Raw genomic sequence first — 18332 nt, 5'->3', positions numbered from 1 at the left:
TCAAAGGGGGAACGACTCGTGATCCGTACTCTCGTCGCCGAGCATGTGCACCTGTTACGTATCGGTCTGGCCGCCTATCTCACCCAGGAGCCGGGGATCGAGGTCGTCGCCGAACTCGAGGAAGGTGACCGGCTCGTCTCGACCGCCGCCGAGGTGGCGCCCGAGGTCGCCGTCATCGATGTCGACCTGCCGCCGGAGGGAGGGGCCACCGTGGCCGGGATGCTGACGCGGACCGTGCCCGCGTGCGCCACGGTCATGCTGCTCGGCCGGGACGACCCGGGAGCTCTCGGCCGTGCCATGTCCGTCCGGCCGCTGGGACTGATCACCCGGGAGGCGCCGGTCGAACTGCTCACCTGGTGTGTACGCCGGGTCGCGTCCGGCCGTCGCGTGGTCGACCCGGACCTCGCGAGTATCGCCCGCGCCATCGACGAGAACCCGCTGACCCACCGTGAGCGGCAGATCCTGCGGATCGCCTCCGCAGGCGCCTCGACGGCGGAGATCGCCGCCGAACTGTCCGTCAGCGCCAAGACGGTGCGCAATCATCTGTCCCGCGCGTTCGTACGGATCGGCGCGCGCAACCGGATGGACGCCATCCGCATCGCGACCGAGCGCGAATGGCTGGGAGACACCTGACGGTCAGCGGGGAGTCTCCGACGTCGGGGTCGGGGCGGCGCCGAGCGTCTGCAGCAGGTCCGCGACGGGCTGGAGCTTCTCGTACAGCAGCAGGAGGGGTTCGCCGGGGGTGGTGAGGCCGAGGGCGATGCCGACGGCGTCCTTCAGGTCGCCGGCGGTGCGGATCCGCACGTCCGGCCGTTCCTGCGTGAGCCCGTCGATGATGAGCCTGGTCATCTCTCCGGCGCGCCGGCCCCGCAGGTCCTCATCCTCGTACACGACGACGCGGTCGAAGGCCCGCGCGACCTCGCGCGCCGTCTCCATCACCAGGTCGTCGCACCGGTCGCCCGGCAGCGTCACGGTCGCCACGCCGTCGCGCCCCCAGACCCGTCGCACCAGCCCGCCCACTGCCGCGACCGCCGCGGGGTTGTGCGCGTAGTCCACGATGATCGGAGTCTCCTCCACGCGAAAGGAACAGCCGCGGCCCGGGTTGCACCGGTGCGGGTCGAACGTCTGCAGGCCACGGGCCACCAGGCTCATCGACACGCCGAGCGCGCGGGCGGCCGCGGCGGCGGCCAGCGCGTTGGCGACCATGTAGTCGGCCTTGCCGCCGAAGGACCCGGCGACGTCGCCGACCGGCAGCAGCGCACGGGTACGGCCGCTCTCGGCCTCGACCAGCCAGCCGTCCTCGACGAAGTACGCGACGCCCTCGGCGCGAAGGTGCCGGGAGACGACCTCGTTCGTCCCGGACTGGGCGAAGTAACGCACCACCGGCTTGCGCCGCCGTACGGCCGGGCGGTCGGCGAAGCCCGCGACACGCGGGTCGTCGGCGTTGAGCACGATGTGGCCGCCCGGCCGGATCTCCTCGGCTACCAGCGCCTTGATCTCGACCAAGTCCTCGACCGTGTCGATGTCGTCGACGCCGAGATGGTCGTCGGTGATGTTGGTGATGACCGCGACGTCGGCGCGGTCGTAGCCGAGCCCGCGGCGTACGATGCCGCCCCGCGCGGTCTCCAGCACGGCCGCCTCGACCGTGCGGTTGCCCAGCACCATCTGCGCCGACCGGGGACCCGACGCGTCGGCCTTGTAGATCAGCTCGTTGCCGACGTACACGCCCTCGGTCGTGCTCATGCCGACCTGGCGGCCGTCCTGGCCGAGCAGGTGCGCGACCATGCGCACGGTCGTGGTCTTGCCGTTGGTGCCGGTGACGGCGACCAGGGGGACGCGCGCGGTGGCCCCCGGCGGGTACATCTGGTCGATGATGTCGGCCGCGACGTCACGTGAACGGCCCTCGTACGGCGCGAGGTGCATGCGGAGTCCCGGCGAGGAGTTCACCTCGATCACGCCGACGCCGCTCGCCTCCGGCGGGAGCGGCGCGCCGATGTCGGGCAGCCGCAGGTCGATGCCGCACACGTCCAGGCCGACGGTCGCCGCCACCCGGCGGCACAGCCGGATGACGTCGGGGTGCATGCGATCGGTGACGTCCTTGCTGGTGCCGCCGGTGGACAGGTTCGCGTTGCGGCGCAGGGCGACGGTCTCGCCGTCGGCCGGCACATGGCCCGGACTCAGGCCACGGCCGGCGAGGTGGGCCAGCTCCGTGTCGCCGAGGGCCAGGCGGGTCAGCGGTCGGTCGTGTCCCTCGCCGCGCGCCGGGTCGGTGTTGGCGCGGGCGACCAGCTCGGCGATGGTGGACCGGCCGTCGCCCGTCACACGCGCCGGACTCAGCTCGGCGGCGGCCACGACCTGCTCGCCGACCACGAGCACGCGGTGGTCGCGGCCCGGCACGTAGCTCTCGACGAGCACCTCCTCGCACACGGTCGCGGCCGCGCGGAAGGCGGCACTCACCTCCGCCGGGTCGGACAGCTCGATCGAGACCATCTCGCCGTGGTGGCCGGACAGCGGCTTGACCACGACCGGGCCGCCGATCTCCGTCAGGACCGCCACGGCCTCCTCGGCGGAGGTCACGATGCATCCACTGGGCACGGGCAGCCCCGCCTCCTCCAGGAGGCGCTTGGTCAGCATCTTGTCCGCCGCCGTCTCCATTCCCACCGCCGACGTGCGGTCGGTCATGGCCGCCCACACCATCCGGCGGTACCGGCCATGCCCGAGCTGGAGGAGGTTCAGGTGGCCCATCCGGCGTACCGGGATGCCACGGCGGCGCGCCGCCTCGGCGAGGGCCGCGGTGCTGACGCCCAGCCGGGTCTGCCCGTACGCGGAGGCGAGGGCGGTCACCTCCGGGCCGAGGACCGCTGTGCCGCCCGCCAGCAGTTCGGTGACGGTGCGCATGGCGAGCCGCAGCAGCCGCTCCACGATCGGGTCCTCGGGCGGCTCGTCGCGTGGACACTCGAGGATGACGTCGTAGCGCCCGGGCGCGCCCGCCCAGACCGTACGGCCGAAGAAGACCTCCCGGCCGATCATCGACGACAGCTCCAGCGTCACGTGCTCGGTGACGTGCCCGAAGTAGGTGCCGCGGGCCATCGCCTCCAGCAGGCCGCCCGGCCGTCCGGCCGAACAGTGGTGCTGGGTGAGGCCCGGCAGCAACGGCACCAGCCGGTCGGCGAAGCCGGGGAAGTCCGTGGTCTCTCGTCCGGTGAGCTCCTCCAGCTCCAGGCGGGCGATCGCCACCGGCCGCGAGACGTAGAGATTGGGACCGCCGAGCCAGCGCAGATGGTCCAGGTGCACGGCTTACTCCTCTTCTTCCCGTGTTGGGCCGAACCACGGTTTGCGCTGCTCCAGGTCGAAACAGCAGCCGGCCGGAAGGAGATGCAGACGAACGTCGAACAGCGCCATCGGGTCGTTCGCGGCATGGTCCTGCGCGACGGTGGCCCGATCGGCGTCCACGACGGTGACCACGCCGCGGCCGATCACCTCGAAACGATCGCCGTCGACGACGATCGCGGTGTCCTCGTCGATGCCGACGCCGAGGTAACGCACGTCGAGGGCGATGCCGCTGAGCAGCCGTGGCAGCCGGCCGCGTTCGGCGAAATGCATGTCGATCAGGACGTTGCCGAGCAGGTCGAGCCCCGGTCCGATGCGTACCGACGACGTCGTGACCGTCCCTCCGTCACCGCCGAGGATCATCCAGCGGCCCAGCGCGGTGGCGCCCGCGCTGGTGCCGGCGATCACGAGGCCGTCCTCGTGGAGCCGGCGGTGGAGGAGGACGTTGGTCTTGGAACCGACGAGCATGCTGAGCCGTGACTGGTCGCCCCCGCTGATCAGCACGCCGGTCGCCTGCTCCAGCATGGTGAGCGAGGCGGGGTCGTCGGCGGTCGTGCGCCCGATGAGCCGCAGCTCCGTCACGGACGGGACCCCGAGGCGGCGGAAGACCGTGGTGTACTCGGCGGTGACCTGCTCGGGGACGCCGGTGGCCGTGGTCACCACGACGATGCGTGAGCGACGTGCGCCGGAGAGGCTGACGAACTCCTTGAGCGGTCCGGTGCCGCAGGTGCGGTTCTCCCTGCCGCCGATGACCAGGAGCCGGCCGCTGCCGACGCTCCCCCCCGTTATGTCGGTCACGACAGCTAGCTACCCTCTTGTCACAGCAAGTAGTCGCCGGCTGTGACACCGGGCATGGTGCGGTTTTCTTGGCCAATTGTCGGCCGAAGCGGGTGATTCTCTGGGGGGTATGGTCCGGCTTCGTGCGGTGCGGGGAAGCCTTTTGAGATACCGGCTGGTATTTCAGTTTGCGCTATCCATGAGGCGACGGTCCCCTTACTTGAACGATGTCAGTGAACCAACGCTCCGCTCCGTGCGTCTAAGGGACGCGTGATTCCTGAGATCATGGAGGTGGCCGCAGGGACCTAAGGGGAAAAGGCGGCGTGGTAACCCTCTGAGAGGCACACTCACTCCGAAGTGGAGCGAATGGGGGCGGACGGCCCAGTTCGTTTTGGAGGTGCCCATGTCGTGCACGAACGGTTTCGGCAACGTTCGTCTTATGTACCGTCTGGTCCTGGCGGTCGATGTCGAGAAGTACAGCGCGCGTGACGCGCGAGAACAGCTACGGGCGCAGGAGGAGCTGAAACGCATCCTCAATGTCGCCGCCGAGAACGCCGGGCTCGACCGGCGCCACTGGTACGAGCAGGTGAGCGGCGACGGTGAGCTGGTGGTCCTGCCCGAGGACGTGGACGTCTCCGCCGTCGTCGGGGACTTCACTCGCCAGCTCGAAACGGTCCTCGGCGAGGTCAACCGCAAGGTCGTGGGCGGAAGGCGCCTGCGGCTGCGGGTCGCGATACACCACGGCACTCTGACGCCCGGCCCGTTCGGCCCCGCGGGCGACGCGCCGATCGTGGTCAGCCGGCTCCTCGACGCCAAGCCGCTGCGCCGGCTCCTGGCCGACCAGCAGGACCGCGACCTCGCCCTCATCGTCTCGCAGAGCCTCTACCAGGACGTTGTCCGCACCGGGTTCTGCTCGCTCGACCCCGAGGAGTTCCAGCCCGTACGCGTGAACGCCAAGGGTGTCCAGTACCACGGCTTCGTCCGGCGTCCCGACCAGGTACGAGTGGCTCCGGCGACGGCGCTGCGATCGGTCAGCGGAGGCGGCGCGGAGCTCGTCGCCCTGCCCGGCGGTCGCGCCTGACCCGTCCACGTCATCCCCCGCGCGGCCTCCGCTCACCGGTTCCTCCACGTCCCCGGTCGGTCGCCGCCCGCGCGCCGTCGCGGCCCGGGCGGCCGCCGGCCGTTTCTTGAATGATCGCACTCATGGGCGAGATGACCTGGAACGGATTTTTGTGGGGATTTTCTAATTGGGCGGTGACTGGTGATTTGAGGTGAATGTCGGTGCGCCAGGGACGTCACGTACCTGTCCGGTGGCGGCGTTCCCGGACGTCGGTGCTCACCCGGCGAGGCCGCCGGGCATCTGACGAACCGGCGTGACGGTCGCCGGCCGTCACTGTGAGCCACCTTCCCGCCGTCCGATTGACGATCGGCGATCTTCACCGGCAAGGTTCCGGAGTGCACGCCCGCCGGTTTGGAAGAGCGAGAGAAGCTGACCCAGGACCCCAGGGCCCGGCCGGACGAGTGGCCGTTCCCTCCGCCTGTGTTCCCCGCGCGCGGTAACGAGCGCCGGAGTCCGGGCGAGGCGTGGGTGTTCGCCCGGACCGCCGGCGCGGGCGGGCTCGGTCACACCGGCTGGGCCTTCAAGATGCCCGGGGACGACACCTACATGTTCGGCGCCACCGAGTCCGTGCCCGTGGACCGGCGCCAGAACGGCAGCCGCGGCAGGGCCGTGATCCGCCGGGGCAGGGAGAACGGCACCTGGGTCCTGACCGGAACCCGCGACCAGATGCTGCGGACCTTCCGGAACCCGGCCGTCGACCCGGAGGTCGCCGCGACCACGCCCTGGGCCAAGCCGTACGACAAGTACCGGTGCCAGTCGACCACCGTCGCGATCGCCGCCGCGGCCACGATCGCCGTCGCCGCGAGCAGGAACGCCGGCTACCTCCTCGTCTTCAACAACTGCCTCGGCAACACGATCAAGATCCTGCGCGCCTACGGCGCGATCCGGCTCCCCGCGGCGACGTACCTTCGCGCCCTGCCGAACAACTGGTTCAACGGCCTGACCGACCCCTGGGGTCCGATCCAGGACCTGGGCCGCACCGACGGCCGGCCGGCCGCCCTCCCGAACCCCGCCGCCCCCATCTAGTCGCCGAGCGGCGCACCACCGCGTCCAAGGAGCGGCCCCAGTCGCATCGCCACCCTGGCCGGGCAGCGCATTCGGCGCTACGCGGGACCGGGAACCTCCAGGCGGGACTCCGGCACCTCACCGATGTTGTAGTACAGCTGGTTGCGATCGGCCGGATAGACCGTGACGGTGAACCGCATCGGCTCGCCGGTCGTGGCGTACACGGTGCGGGAGAGTTCGATCAGGCTGACGCTCGCGTTGTCCGGTAGGCCGAAGAACACCGACTCCTGCTGGTCGGGCGGGCGCGCGGCGATGAGGTCCTGGTAGCCCGCCTGCGTGAGCCCCAGCGAGCTCTGAAGGTACTTGACCACCCCCTCCTCGACATCGGCGGCGTCGACGAGGCGTTCGGCGCCCCGGGTGACGAACTCCATGGGATAGAACGACGTCTGCAGCGACCACGGGTCGTCGTCGATGAAGCGCTGCTGATAGCGGGTGACCACCCGTGCGCCCTCGTCGAGCTGGAGCTGGCGGGCGACGAGGCCCGCGGCCTTGCGGATCTCCACGCGCGGGTCGGAGGTGCTCGGCCGGCGGTTCTGGACGCGGGCGCTCGCGACGTACGCGCCGCCCTCGTCGTCGTCGCCGTTCCCGAAGCCGTGCCGCGGGGACAGTTCGACGGCGAACGGAGTGATCTTCCGGGACACGAAGGTGCCGCGGCCCGGCTGGGCGAGGACGAGCTGCCGCTGGGTCAGCCACTTGATCGCGTCGCGCACGGTGTTGCGCGACGCGTCGTACTCGACCTGCAGCTCCAGCTCGGTCGGGAGCTGCGAGCCCCGGGGGATCTCGCCGCTGTCGATCTTCTTGATCAGGTCGTCGGCGATCGTGCGCCACTTGGACCCTGCCATCATCACTCCTCGAACCGCCCGGCCACCTCATATTGGCCAGACGGATCAACCCGGTCAAACACGGTTAATGATTCCGTTTAGGGGTATTGACGGAATGGTTGGGATGATTCCATCCTACCAATGTTGATCACGTCGTAAGGGCGATACGGCAGAGTCGCCAGGTCGCCACCGGCCCGCGGTGTTCCGCCGGGCCCGTCAGGGGGCGGATGGCAAAACCCGCACCTCGGTGCGGTGCGAGCGAGAGGGAAAGCTCGTGCACTGGTTCGACTCGGCAAGTATGGTCCTGCTCGTCGTCGCGGTCGCCGTTTTCGGAACGACCGTCAACCTGCTCTGGGGCTTCATCAGGTCCAGCAGCCGCGACCCGCTGACCCCGTACGCCCCGGACGAGCGTTCGGCGCGCGCCCGGCGGTGGGCCGGGGTCTACGTCCGGCGGCCGCAGCCGCAGGAGGCCCCGCTGGACCGGAACGCCGCGTAGGCGTTCCCGGACCCGTCTCTCCCTGCCCCTCACGTCCTCGTCGTGAGGGGCAGGCCGTTGCCCGGCGCGGAGCGGTGACGCCCGCTCGCCGAGAGGAGGACCGACCTCGATGGAAACCCCCCGCGCCCGCGCGTCCGGCCTCGTCCGGTCGCCTCGTACGCCCGTGTCGCCGCCGCGGCGGGCATGGGCAGGGCGATGGGCCGCCTGTCCGCCCGGGTGCTGCGCCCGCGCCCGTACGCCCCGGAGGGAGCGCTGCAGTGCGCGGTCGTGGCGTTCGACATCGCCGGTTTCGGCGACCGGCGGCGCGACGACGAGGTGCAGCTCTACGTACGGGCCGGGCTGTACCGCATCCTCGAGGAGGCGTTCGAGGACACCGGGGTGCCGTGGCGTGGGTGTCACCGGGAGGACCGGGGTGACGGCGTCCTCATCGTCGTGCCCGCGCTGGTCGCCACCGAGCTGCTCATCTCGCCGCTCACCGAGCGCGTACGCGCGGGGCTGCGCCGGCACAACAAGCTCTCCAGCGAACCCGCGCAGATCCGGCTGCGGATGGCACTGCACGCCGGCCACGTGCACTTCGACCCGTACGGGGTGGCCGGGCGGACGCTGGTGCACGCGTTCCGGCTGCTGGAGGCGCCCGCGTTCAAGACCGCCTTCGCCGCCACGGGCCGCGAGCTCGGCTGTGTGGTCTCCGACCGGCTGTACGACGACGTGATCCGGCACGGGCCGGGACTGATCGACCCGGACCTCTACGACGCGATCAGGGTGTCGGTGAAGGAGACCGAGACCCGCGCGTGGGTGCACTTCCCGCCGGGAGCGGTCCGGCCGGCCCTGAACGCCTGGCCGCACGTCGTGGCAGGCGCCTGATCACAGGACGGAGATGTCCCACGCGATCGAGACCGGCACCACCTGGCCCGTACCGCCGCTCACCGTGATGGTGGCCGTGCCCGGCAGGGTGATCAGCCCCCGGTTGAGCGTCACCTCGATCTCCACCCGGCCGTGATCGTCGATGGTCCCGCCGGACTGCGCGAGCGTCACCTGGGGCGAGGAGGCCGCGGCGGTCCAGTTGACCGGACCGCCCCGGGCGCTGATCACCAGCGCGGCCATCGTGGCGTGGTTGCGGAAGCGGATCGAGGAGGGGCTGACCACCAGCGCGCCGGGCCTGTGCCCCGGCGATGACGTCGTGGGCGAGGGGGTCGGTGTCGGGGAGTTCATCGACTGCGGTTCGGTGGTCGGCCGCTGGTCGTCGCCGGCTCCCGGTGCACCGGCCTGCGCCGACCGGCGGGGGTGCGGCGCGGGGGACGTGGAGGTGTGCGGCTTGCCCCCGGGCCACTGGATGTCGGGCACCGGCAGGCTCGGGTTCATCACCAGGAGCACGACGAACGCCGTGGCCAGCGCGGAGAACAGGCCCACGCTGGTGAACGCCCACCGGCGCGCCAGGGGCGAGGGCGCGTCCGGCTGGCGCGGCATGCCCTCCGGCGTCAGCGCCCCGCCGCGTGCGGCGATCTCGGCGCGGTATCCGGCCAGTTCGGGATCGGTGCCGGTGTGCTGGACGCGGTGCCGCAGGGCCGCGGGCACCACGGGCGCGGTCGCGCCGAGCAGGTACTCCTCGGCGTCCGGCACCCGTTGCTGTGCGCGGTTCAGCCGTGCCTCCGCGCGGCGGAGCGTGACGCCGACGGTCATGGCGAGGTCCTCGCCGGTCAGGTCGTGCCGCAGCGCCAGGAACAGCGCCTCACGGTGGAGGAAGTCCAGGCTCTTGAGGGGGTCGTCCTCGGCGGGTTCGAGCTGGAGCTTGCGCTGCATGCAGCGCCGCCGCGCCGCCGCGTACAGCCAGGGACGGAGCCGGGCCCGGTCACGCAGCCGCGGCGCGCGGCGCGCCGCGTCGATGAAGGCGTCGTGGACGACGTCGGCGGCGGCCCGCCGGTCGTCCAGCAGTGCCATGCAGTAGTCGTACAGGCGCTCGGCGTACACGTCGTACAGCGTGGCGATCACATCGTCGTCCCCGTCGTGCAGTCCCTTGACGAGACGACGATCGGCGTCGGGGGCGAAGCGGGACCACCTTGCCATGTACGTGCTCCACGATTCAGGTTGCCTAAACCCTAAGGGAAGAAAGCAAGCTCACCGTAAAAAGCGCAAATAGTGCAACTTGCCCTTTGGTGCGATGTTTGATGGCACCGTGCTTCGGGTGGCGGTAAACGACGATGCCCCGTACGGGGGGCGCACGGGGCATCGTTGGCTGCGGCCGTTATAGAACCTTCGCCGTACGGTGACGGTCAGGTGGTCTCTCAGCCGAAGACGCGGGCCCGTGTCGAGACCGCCAGGGCGGAGTCGTCGGAGAAGATCCCGTCCACGCCGAGCCGGTAGAAGTCGGCGAGGTACCGCGAGGCGTCGCCCTCGGCCCGCGGGAAGTTCGGCGAGCCGGAGTCGCCCTGCCGGTACTCCACCGGCAGGAAGTAGTTCTCCGGCCGCACCGTCCACGGATGCACGGCGAGCCCGGCGCGGTGGGCGTCACGGACGAGCGTCGTGGGTGGGAGCGCGTGGTTGCCCGAGTCCACGGGGATGATCCGGGTGAGCCCCGGCCCGATGCCGTACGCGTACGAGGCGACGTCCTTCAGCCCGGCCGGTTTGACCAGATCGTCGTACGTGCGCGGGTCGTGGTTCGCCACGAAGTCGTACGGCGCGCCCTGCGTGTCGATGAGCTGGATCAGCCGGATGCTCGTCTTCTTGCTGAGCGCCCGCAGGTTCGAGGTCTCGAAGGACTGGATGAACACCTTGTCGTTCCGGCCCTTGAAGCCGTACTTGGCGAGATCCTTGAGCAACTCGTCCTCCAGCGGCAGCCCGATGCCGCGGAAGTACGTCGGATGCTTGGTCTCGGGGTAGACGCCGACGTGGTGGTCCTTGGCGATCTGCAGGACCTCATCCAGCCCGGCGATCCGGTCGACCCCGTCGAACGCGCTGCTGCCCGCGCGCAGATCCGGCAGCCGCTCCTTGAGCCGCAGCGTCTCCAGCTGGGCGAAGGTGAAATCCTCGGTGAACCAGTCGGTGTGCTGGACCCCGTCGATCGTCTTGGTCTTCTTGAGACCCGCGAACTCGGGATGCTTCGCCACATCCGTCGTGTCGTTCAGCCAGTTGTCGTGCCGCGCGACCAGGACATGATCCTTGGTGGTCACGACGTCCGGCTCGATGTAGTCGGCGCCCATCTCGATGGCGAGCAGGTAGGCACTCCGCGACTCCTCGGGCCGGTACTCACTGGCCCCGCGGTGCGCGATCACGATCGGCTTCTGCCTGCCGAGCGTGCTGAGCGCGCTCTTCCGCGCCGGCGCCGAGGAAGCCCCACTGGAGCCACCGAACGCCGCGTACGCGGACCCCACGGTGACGAGGGCCAGCCCACCGGCCAGCAAGCGTCGGGACAGTGACATGAGCGACCTCCTGGTTCGGAACGTGCGGAGGTTACGACGGCCGCGTGACGAATGGGAGACCTGATCCTGAAGGGGACAGGGTCCGGAACCGGCCAGCCCCGGCCACGCCGTCACCGACCTGGGTCGTCGTGGTTGTCCACAGGAGGGGCTCGCCTGTGGACAAAGGCTGGGGAACGCGCGGGATGACGCGGCCTGGAGTACCGATTCGCGCGTCGCCGTGGAGTGCCGGTACACTCGTCGGGCAGCCAGCAGCCGTAGCTCAACGGATAGAGCATCTGACTACGGATCAGAAGGTTGGGGGTTCGAATCCCTCCGGCTGCGCACCGTTTGACCAGGGCGTCCCTTGATCGCAAGGGGCGCCCTTGGCGTTGGTACACCAGCGCGTACACCAGCGGCGTTCGTGTCGCTGAATGTCGTGGAGTGTCGCTCACTCCGAGGCACCCCCTTCCTTCTGTCCGTGCCGTTCGATGAACTCGTCGATCGCCCTACGGATGAGCCACGACTGCGATCGATCCTCCCGCTCCCCGATCTCCTCCAGTGCCTTCTCCTGTTCCGGAGTCAGGCGCACGGACGTCGGATTGCGGTCGCTCACGCGGTCAACGTATTACAAGTGACTACATCCGTCGAGCGGTTCACCCGGTCTTCCTCACGTCACGCTGGTCCCGCCGCGCCTGGAGGTCGACGAGCACACCATTCATCTGTGCCGCGGCCTGACGCTGGGCCTCCTGGAAGACGTGCGTGTAGATGTCCGCCGTGGTGGCCAGCTGGGTGTGCCTTAGGACCGTCTGAATCACCTTCAAGTCGATCCCGGCATCGAACAGGAACGACCCCATCGCGTGCCGCAGGTCATGGATCCGCACGCGCCGGCCGATGCCCGACCGGTCGCAGACTTCCGCCCAGGCCCGGTTCATGTTCCGAGGCTCCAGCATCGTGCCTAGGTGCGTCGCGAAGACCAGGTCGGGGTTCACCCACACCTCCGCATCCTTCCGCTCGGCGTCCTGGGCCTCCTTGTGCGCCTTCAGCGCTTCCATGACCAGCGGTGGCGCCGGCACCGTGGCCTCGGACGCCTCGGTCTTCAGCTGCTTGGCGACCAGACGGCCTCGGCGGCGGCCGGTCTTTTCGTCCTTCTCTCCGCGCAGCCGCTGCACGGAGAATTCCAGCGCGACCGTGTTCTGCTCGAAGTCGACACCAGTCCAGAGCATGCCCAGGCCCTCGCCGCGGCGCAGGCCGAGGCCGAGCACGGTCAGCCAGTAGACCCAGAAACGATCCCGGGACGCTTCGGCCAGGAGCAGCGCGGCCTCATCCCGGGTCAAGGCTTTCCGCTTCGACTTGGACTTGCCGGTGGTCGGCACGGCCACGAGCTTCGCGACGTTCTTCTTCACCACGTCGTCGGCCAGGGCGTCGGCCAAGGCCTTCCGAAGGGCGCTGTGGTGGATGACCACCGTGCGGCGGCTCAGCCGAGGCGGCGGTGGCAGCTCCGTCTCCCCAGGCCGGAGTTTCTTACGAGGCGTTTTCGCGGACGGCTTCTGCAGCATATCGAGATGCCACTTCCGTACATCCGATGTCGAAAGCTTGACGGCTTCGATGTGTCCGAGATCGGGGATAATGTGTCCCTCGCAGGAGCCACGGTAGGAGTCGAAAGTCGACTGCGTGATGATCCCCATCTCAAGGCGCTGTTGCAGCGTCTGGGCCAGCCACACCTTCTCTAGATACTCGCCGAGTTTGATGTTCTTCCCGATGGTGATCGGGCCGCCCGCCTCCAGCTCCTCGTAGAACTTCTTCCGCTTGTCGTTGCATTCCTTTGCGGTCTTGCCGTAGATGTACTTCGGTTTCCCGTCCTCGAAGTACGCCTTGACGCACCATCCCTTGGCAGTTTTGTACGGCTTTCCTTCTCTGTTTCCCCGGGTGCGTCTAGCGCCCTGCTTCTTGCTAGGGGAAGGGGTTTCCTCGGGTTTGGACATGCGTGTCTCCAGGGCCGTGGAGGGAATGGGTGGCGAGGTGGAAGCTATCTGGCCGGATCGCAGCCCTGACCTCGGAGCAGGTCGAGCAGGCATGCGTCCCCGCCGCCCAGTTGCTCTCCTGGCGCCAGGTCACCGCCCGGCCGGTCCTCGTCGGCGTTGTCCTCCGACGGCACCGGCGACGGCGTCGGGGACGCGACCGGACTGCTCCCGGGCGGGGATTGCTGCCCGTCTGGCGGTGTGCTCGGCGTCTGGGAGGGATCGGGCGTCGGCGTTTCGGTCGGCGGGTCCGTCGGAGCTGCCGCCTCTGGCGGATCCTCCGGCGCCGTGGTCGGCAGAGGTGCCGGCACATGCTTTTGCGCAGAGCTGGCGGCCGGTTCCCTCTGCGGGGGCGTCGTCTTCCGGGCGCGGGGATGGGTGACCGGGTCGTAGGCCAGGGGTGAGGGCCGGTCGGTGTGCACGACCGGATCGGCGCCCCGCTCGGCCAGAGTGAGACTGCCGGGCGGCACGGTGGCGATGACCGTCACGGCCGCCGCGGATGCCACGGCCACTGTCGTCGTCGTAGCCGGCGCGAGCATGTGCGTGACGCAGCGGCCCAGTCGCCGGGCGAGCGTCCAGCCGATGACCGGCAGCAGTGCCCAGCCGTGGTACTGGGACCGCAGGGCGGCGCGCAGCCGCGGCCGGGATGTCGTCGTGTTGGCGACGATCGCGGCGCGGTCATGGTGATGCCAGATCGCTACCGCGAGTTGCCTGGGCAGCTCCCGGCGTTGCACGAACCGCACTCCGGCCAGCACCTGGTCAGTGATGTCCAGCCGGACGCGTTCGAGTGCCTCCCACACGGCTGCCTCAGTGCGCTCGTTGGGTCGGCCGGTTCCATTGCGTGCGAGGACGATGGTGACCTGGCCGTCGAGGAGCGGCACGGGGTAGTGCTCGTGCGCGCTCCCGTAGCGCAGAGCGTCGGTGAATGCCTGAGGGATCTCCAATCTGCTGTGCCTGAGGCCCTCGGCGTAGCCCTGGTCCCAGGCGTGGTCGCCGACGGCCCGCGCAGCGGCGAGCTGACGTTCGAGGTGGCGGACTCGAAAGTCCGTGGGGGTCCTACTCATGGAGCCTCCGAATCAGACAGGCAGATTCGATGGTCTCCGGGGTCCATAGTTACGGACGCGCCGCAACGGGTGTTCGGTTGCTTACAGGGCCTTCTTATTACTTCTGTTACTAATGCGTTATTACTGACAGTGATGGACGACGGGTGGTCAGCCCGTAAGTCGCCGCCCGGCGGCGTCCTGGCCAGCCTCTGCTCGCGCGGCACGCCGACGCACGCCCTTCATGAATTCGATCATGAGCGCTTTGTCATCGTCGCTGAGCAACGAGAGCTGTGTCCAAATCTCCCACTCCCAGTCCTCGACTTGGTCGCGGGTCACGTAGGCCGGCACTTCGGCTCGTACGTCGCCACGCGGGAGGACCCGCTCGGTGCGTGCCGCTTCCTGCTGGCGGCTGATGTCCTCCTCATCGAATCGGGTCTTGTCCGGCGTCCGTAGTAGACCTTCCACGGCGTCGCGCCGGAGGCCGAGCGCGTTCTCGAGCTTGACGATCACGGCGTCTTCGTAGCCCTGCTGAGCCGCTCGCTCGATCTTGCTGACGACTGCGGTCGATGGGCCGCCGGATGTGGCGACCTGGGGCTGGGTCATCCCGAGGTGGTTTCGGCGCGCCTTGACCGCTCGGCCGAGACGTTTCCACGCCTCCGCCGGGTAGCTGCTGGTGTCCATGTCCCTCAGTCCAGGTCTGTGGGAGCCGCGGGTCGCTCCCGTCTCGCCGACTGTAGATGTCAAATCGGACTTTGGCGAGTGTTAGCGAATCTTGAGATGCAAAGACGTGCCGAGACGTCCGAAGACGCGTTTCGGCGTGTCTCAAGACTTGTAAAAACGCGTCTATACGCGTACGGTCACAGCCATGTCGTCATCCCCTCACACCGGATCGCCTCCTGACCAGGTGCTCCACCTGCCAGAAGAGGCGGCCGGGATGCTGAACGTCACGCGCCACTGGCTGATGCAGGCCGCGAAGAAGGGCCGAGTCCCTCACCGCCGCCTCAGCCCGAGAGTCATCCGCTTCGCCGACGAGGACATCACCGAGATCCGCCGGATGTCCGAAGTCCCCGCCCACGCCGAGCTGAGCGCCTGATGGCCGCCACCGAAGAGAAGGTCCTGCTGGACGTGTGGCCGGAGGCCGGCGAGCGCATCGGCCTGGGCCGCACCACGACCTGGAAGCTCGTCCGCTCCGGAGCGCTGAGGACCGTCCGCCAGGGCCGCCGCCGTCTCGTTCCGGTCGACGCCCTCCGCGAGTACGCCCAGAACCTCCCGCCCGCCCCCTGAAAAGGGCGAGGGCCCCGACCGTCGCGACCGGTCAGAGCCCTCCGGCCAACCCCATCCCCTCTACAGAACGGAGCAGGCCGTGATCACGAAGCCTAGCCACCGCGCCGGTGCGCTGATCGCCGCCGTGGCGTACGGCATCCAGGCCGAGGCCTACCGCGCCAGCCACCAGCCGAAGCCGCAGCCGGCCGAGCCGGGTGCCGTCGGCTACCACCTGGTCGAGCCAGGCGATCACCTCACGTACTGGGGCCTCGACGAGTCCCTCTGGGGGGAACCCGTCACCGTGGCGAGCCTGTGCCCGCTGGACTTCCGGTGCCGCGTCCGGCTGCCCAACGGTTCGGTGCTCGCCCAGGTCGACGAGCGCGGCCTGTTCGGGGGCCTGCGATGAGCACCCCGATCATCACCGTCCAGCGCGACGACCTCGCCGGCCAGCCGCACACGATCACGGTCGAACGCGTCGACGTCGAGACCGCGCGTGCCCGGTGGCCGCAGGGCGAGTACGCCGACCACATCGGTGAGCGGGCCGTCGTCGAGCGCCACCACGGCAAGCTCGCGGCGGTCTGCGCGACCGCGTCGGAGCTGCCCGGCGGGTCGATCGGCGAGGCCGCACGCGGCACCGCCCGCACGTACGGCGCGATCTACGTTGGCGGCGACCCGGCCGACACCGACGCCGAGGCCACCGAAGAGCCGCTGCCCAGGTGGGCCGCCAAGCTCATCGACGCTGTCCGGACCGCGACACACGTCGGCGCGGGATCAGGCCGGCCGCCGTCGATGGTCGAGGACCGCCTCATCGACGCCGCGTTCATATTGCTCCGCCACCGCTTCGGCCTCGGTTCGCTCAACGACCAGCAGGTCCCCCTCGCGATCTGGATGGTCGAGAAGGCGTTGAAGGAGCTGAAGGCGGAACAGCGCAAGACCGCCCGGCACACCGCGCCGATCCGCCGCACGCACAAGGACGGCACCGTCTGCGGCCTGAAGTCCACCGCCGCCTGCGACCAGCCGCACGTCGGCTACAAGGCGGAGTGCTCGGCCGGTGACTGGCAGGCAGAGTCGCCGACCCGCGCGATCGTCGAGGAGCAGAAGCGCACCCACCTGTGGCAGGCCGGGGGCGCCCGATGACCACCCGCACCCAGAACCGCTATCAAGAAGCGGCCGAACGTCACGAGCAGCAGCTCCAGCACGAGCGGACGGCGCGGCAGGCCGAGCACGGCGTACGACGCGCGGAGGCCGCCGAGTACCGGCGCCTCACCAACGCCATGAACGGCGCGCCGATCCTGTACCCGGTCCAGCCGAGCCGGGCGCCGTCCCGCTGCTGGCGGTGCTGGCAGGCCCTCCCGGACCTGGCGACCGGTGAGGACCCCCGCGACGGGCAACTGCGGCAGTTGTGCCGGGGCTGCCACTCGCGGCTGTCGGCCGGTCTCCCGGTCGAGCTCACCGACGCCCAGCTCGCCGAGGCCTGGGAGTGGCTCGCGCACCAGCACATCAACCAGCGCGCCGCCGCGCAGGCCGGCCGCCTCGCCGAGGGCACGGGCGTCACCGACGCGTTCATCGAAGACGCGCTCAACGACCTCGCCCCGCACCTGACCCTCGAACAGGGCTGGCACGCGGTCGAGGAGCTGGAGGCGCAGCTCCTGGCCTTCCAGGACGCCGAACGCGGTGACGTGAACTACGACCAGCTCGACCCCGAGTGGCGCGATGGTGAGGCCTGGGCGAATCGGTGTCGGGCGCTGGTCGAGGATGCGCTCCGCCCGCTGGTCGGGGGCCGGTCATGAGGCCTGAGACGCGCCTGTGGCGTAAGACCGCCCGGAAGGCGCAGAAGACCGCGCAGCGTCGGCGGATTCGCCGAGCGGAGACCGCGGAGATGTCCCGGCTGCTCCGCCGGATGCAGCGGTTCTTCGCGCACCGCTCCGAGGGGTTCTCGATCGAGTCGGCTGGCCGCCTGGTCGGCGTCGGCATCGGTGAGGCGTACGGCTACGAGCGCTTCATCGAGGCACTCACCGCGGCTCTGCGACAGACCGCTGACGAGGACGAGACCACGGGGGTGGGCCGGTGACGGCCGAACTGGTGCTGCCGTACGACGCGCCTCGGGACGTGTGGCTGAAGGCCCGCCGTGAGGGCATGGGCGGCTCCGACGCCCTGGCTGCGCTCGGTCTGGACCCGTGGAAGACCCGGCTGGAGGTCTACCTCGACAAGATCGGCGAGGCCCCAGAGCGGGAGCCGACCGACCGGATGCGGTGGGGGCAGATCGTCGAGGCCGCGATCCTCGAATGGTTCACCGACCGCACCGGCATCCCGGTACGCCGCAAGGGCCTGATGCGCTCGATCGAGCACCCGCACCAGCAGGCATCGGTCGACGCCGAGTCCGACGACGGCGGCATCGTCGAGATCAAGAACACGAACTACCACCGCCGGGGCGAGTGGGAGGACGACCAGGTCGCTGACGGCGCCGAAGCACAGTCTCAGCACTACCTAGGCGTGACGGGCCGGACGCACGCGTGGGTGGTCGCGCAAATCGGCGGTGAACCGCCCGTCATCCGCCGGGTCGAGCGCGACGACGCGCTGATCGCCGACATCCGCGCGATGGAGCTCGACCTGTGGCGGATGGTCGAGGCCCGCACACCGCCGCCGCTGGAGGGCGGCAAGGCCGCCGAGGCGCTCGTCAAGCGCCTGTTCCCGACCGGCGTCCCCGGCAAGCGCATCGACGTCGACGCCGAATTCATGGCCAAGCTCCGCGAGTACGGCGACGAGCACGCCAAGTACAGCGCCGCCGAGATGCGGAAGAAGGCCATCCGGGCCGAGCTCGCGCACGTGATGGGCGACGCCACCGAGGCGTACTACGGCGACCGGCTCGTCGCCACCCGCCGCAACCAGACCAAAGAGAAGGCGGACTTCGCGGCCCTGCGCGCGCGGTACCCGGAAGCCGCCGCCGACGTGATCACCGAGACCCACTTCCGGGTCTTCAACAGCAAGCTGAAGGAGTCCTGAG

The 18332-nt window shown here is 69.8% G+C and carries 21 protein-coding genes and 1 tRNA gene; 13 read left to right on the top strand and 9 right to left on the bottom strand.

Going from position 1 to position 18332, the window contains the following annotated elements; genetic code table 11:
- The first annotated feature begins 18 nt into the window (after positions 1-18).
- Positions 19-633, top strand: a complete 615-nt coding sequence (locus ACQEV1_RS00505) for a LuxR C-terminal-related transcriptional regulator (RefSeq protein ID WP_433389928.1) — start codon at positions 19-21, stop codon at positions 631-633.
- A 3-nt stretch (positions 634-636) separates the two neighbouring features.
- On the opposite strand, the gene cphA is transcribed toward ACQEV1_RS00505, so the two are convergent.
- Both cphA and ACQEV1_RS00495 read right to left on the bottom strand, forming a co-directional pair.
- Positions 637-3294 (bottom strand): cyanophycin synthetase, encoded by a 2658-nt coding sequence (gene cphA / locus ACQEV1_RS00500; RefSeq protein WP_285629305.1) that lies wholly within the window; start codon positions 3292-3294, stop codon positions 637-639.
- A 3-nt stretch (positions 3295-3297) separates the two neighbouring features.
- The gene (locus tag ACQEV1_RS00495; RefSeq protein ID WP_285629307.1) at positions 3298-4128 is read right to left on the bottom strand and encodes a cyanophycinase; all 831 of its coding nucleotides are present in this window, start codon (positions 4126-4128) and stop codon (positions 3298-3300) included.
- 418 nt (positions 4129-4546) lie between these two features.
- Between ACQEV1_RS00495 and ACQEV1_RS00490 the strand changes: the two genes are divergently transcribed.
- Together ACQEV1_RS00490 and ACQEV1_RS00485 are read left to right on the top strand one after the other, a co-directional pair.
- Positions 4547-5188, top strand: coding sequence for a hypothetical protein (locus tag ACQEV1_RS00490; protein ID WP_285629309.1), 642 nt, complete (start codon positions 4547-4549; stop codon positions 5186-5188).
- Positions 5189-5578: 390 nt separating this feature from the next.
- The gene (locus ACQEV1_RS00485) at positions 5579-6253 is read left to right on the top strand and encodes a hypothetical protein (RefSeq protein ID WP_433389923.1); all 675 of its coding nucleotides are present in this window, start codon (positions 5579-5581) and stop codon (positions 6251-6253) included.
- A gap of 77 nt (positions 6254-6330) precedes the next feature.
- Here the strand turns inward: ACQEV1_RS00485 and ACQEV1_RS00480 are convergent, their stop codons facing one another.
- Positions 6331-7134: a GntR family transcriptional regulator gene (locus tag ACQEV1_RS00480; protein WP_433389920.1), complete on the bottom strand. Its 804-nt coding sequence runs from the start codon at positions 7132-7134 to the stop codon at positions 6331-6333.
- Between the two features lie 253 nt (positions 7135-7387).
- Here ACQEV1_RS00480 and ACQEV1_RS00475 point away from each other — a divergent pair, with 253 nt between their 5' ends.
- Entirely contained in the window at positions 7388-7609 is a 222-nt protein-coding gene (locus tag ACQEV1_RS00475; RefSeq protein WP_433389918.1) for a hypothetical protein, read from the top strand.
- 183 nt (positions 7610-7792) lie between these two features.
- Positions 7793-8473 carry a hypothetical protein gene (locus ACQEV1_RS00470; RefSeq protein ID WP_433389915.1) on the top strand — a complete coding sequence of 227 codons (681 nt, stop codon included), beginning with the start codon at positions 7793-7795 and terminating at the stop codon, positions 8471-8473.
- Here ACQEV1_RS00470 and ACQEV1_RS00465 read toward each other — a convergent pair whose 3' ends face one another.
- Positions 8474-9673: a sigma factor gene (locus ACQEV1_RS00465; protein WP_285629320.1), complete on the bottom strand. Its 1200-nt coding sequence runs from the start codon at positions 9671-9673 to the stop codon at positions 8474-8476.
- A 218-nt stretch (positions 9674-9891) separates the two neighbouring features.
- The gene (locus ACQEV1_RS00460) at positions 9892-11025 is read right to left on the bottom strand and encodes a glycerophosphodiester phosphodiesterase (RefSeq protein WP_433389911.1); all 1134 of its coding nucleotides are present in this window, start codon (positions 11023-11025) and stop codon (positions 9892-9894) included.
- A 248-nt stretch (positions 11026-11273) separates the two neighbouring features.
- Between ACQEV1_RS00460 and ACQEV1_RS00455 the strand changes: the two genes are divergently transcribed.
- Positions 11274-11346: transfer RNA gene (locus tag ACQEV1_RS00455), tRNA-Arg, on the top strand.
- 106 nt (positions 11347-11452) lie between these two features.
- On the opposite strand, the gene ACQEV1_RS00450 is transcribed toward ACQEV1_RS00455, so the two are convergent.
- The 4 genes from ACQEV1_RS00450 to ACQEV1_RS00435 all read right to left on the bottom strand — a co-directional run bounded on the left by ACQEV1_RS00450 (position 11453) and on the right by ACQEV1_RS00435 (position 14746).
- Entirely contained in the window at positions 11453-11617 is a 165-nt protein-coding gene (locus ACQEV1_RS00450) for a ribbon-helix-helix domain-containing protein (RefSeq protein WP_433389908.1), read from the bottom strand.
- A gap of 40 nt (positions 11618-11657) precedes the next feature.
- Positions 11658-12986 (bottom strand): tyrosine-type recombinase/integrase, encoded by a 1329-nt coding sequence (locus tag ACQEV1_RS00445; RefSeq protein WP_433389905.1) that lies wholly within the window; start codon positions 12984-12986, stop codon positions 11658-11660.
- Positions 12987-13030: 44 nt separating this feature from the next.
- On the bottom strand, positions 13031-14086 hold the full coding sequence (locus ACQEV1_RS00440) for a hypothetical protein (protein ID WP_433389903.1): 1056 nt from the start codon (positions 14084-14086) through the stop codon (positions 13031-13033).
- 147 nt (positions 14087-14233) lie between these two features.
- On the bottom strand, positions 14234-14746 hold the full coding sequence (locus tag ACQEV1_RS00435; protein WP_433389900.1) for a hypothetical protein: 513 nt from the start codon (positions 14744-14746) through the stop codon (positions 14234-14236).
- Between the two features lie 184 nt (positions 14747-14930).
- Here ACQEV1_RS00435 and ACQEV1_RS00430 point away from each other — a divergent pair, with 184 nt between their 5' ends.
- From ACQEV1_RS00430 to ACQEV1_RS00400, 7 genes are all read left to right on the top strand, one after another.
- Positions 14931-15158, top strand: a complete 228-nt coding sequence (locus ACQEV1_RS00430) for a hypothetical protein (RefSeq protein WP_433389897.1) — start codon at positions 14931-14933, stop codon at positions 15156-15158.
- The gene (locus tag ACQEV1_RS00425; RefSeq protein ID WP_433389895.1) at positions 15158-15349 is read left to right on the top strand and encodes a helix-turn-helix domain-containing protein; all 192 of its coding nucleotides are present in this window, start codon (positions 15158-15160) and stop codon (positions 15347-15349) included. Before ACQEV1_RS00430 ends, ACQEV1_RS00425 begins: the two co-directional genes overlap by 1 nt.
- Before the next feature lie 79 nt (positions 15350-15428).
- The gene (locus tag ACQEV1_RS00420) at positions 15429-15734 is read left to right on the top strand and encodes a hypothetical protein (protein WP_433389892.1); all 306 of its coding nucleotides are present in this window, start codon (positions 15429-15431) and stop codon (positions 15732-15734) included.
- The gene (locus ACQEV1_RS00415; RefSeq protein WP_433389889.1) at positions 15731-16465 is read left to right on the top strand and encodes a hypothetical protein; all 735 of its coding nucleotides are present in this window, start codon (positions 15731-15733) and stop codon (positions 16463-16465) included. Before ACQEV1_RS00420 ends, ACQEV1_RS00415 begins: the two co-directional genes overlap by 4 nt.
- Positions 16462-17118: a hypothetical protein gene (locus ACQEV1_RS00410; protein ID WP_433389886.1), complete on the top strand. Its 657-nt coding sequence runs from the start codon at positions 16462-16464 to the stop codon at positions 17116-17118. The genes ACQEV1_RS00415 and ACQEV1_RS00410 overlap by 4 nt, the downstream gene beginning before the upstream one ends.
- Entirely contained in the window at positions 17115-17399 is a 285-nt protein-coding gene (locus tag ACQEV1_RS00405; protein ID WP_433389884.1) for a hypothetical protein, read from the top strand. Before ACQEV1_RS00410 ends, ACQEV1_RS00405 begins: the two co-directional genes overlap by 4 nt.
- A complete protein-coding gene (locus tag ACQEV1_RS00400; RefSeq protein WP_433389881.1) occupies positions 17396-18331 on the top strand; it encodes a YqaJ viral recombinase family protein in 936 nt (311 codons plus the stop codon). The genes ACQEV1_RS00405 and ACQEV1_RS00400 overlap by 4 nt, the downstream gene beginning before the upstream one ends.
- Position 18332: the final 1 nt, after the last annotated feature.

The organism is Actinoallomurus sp. CA-142502 (assembly GCF_050936355.1).
Taxonomy (GTDB): domain Bacteria; phylum Actinomycetota; class Actinomycetes; order Streptosporangiales; family Streptosporangiaceae; genus Actinoallomurus; species Actinoallomurus iriomotensis.
This window is presented reverse-complemented; position numbering and strand designations above follow the sequence as displayed.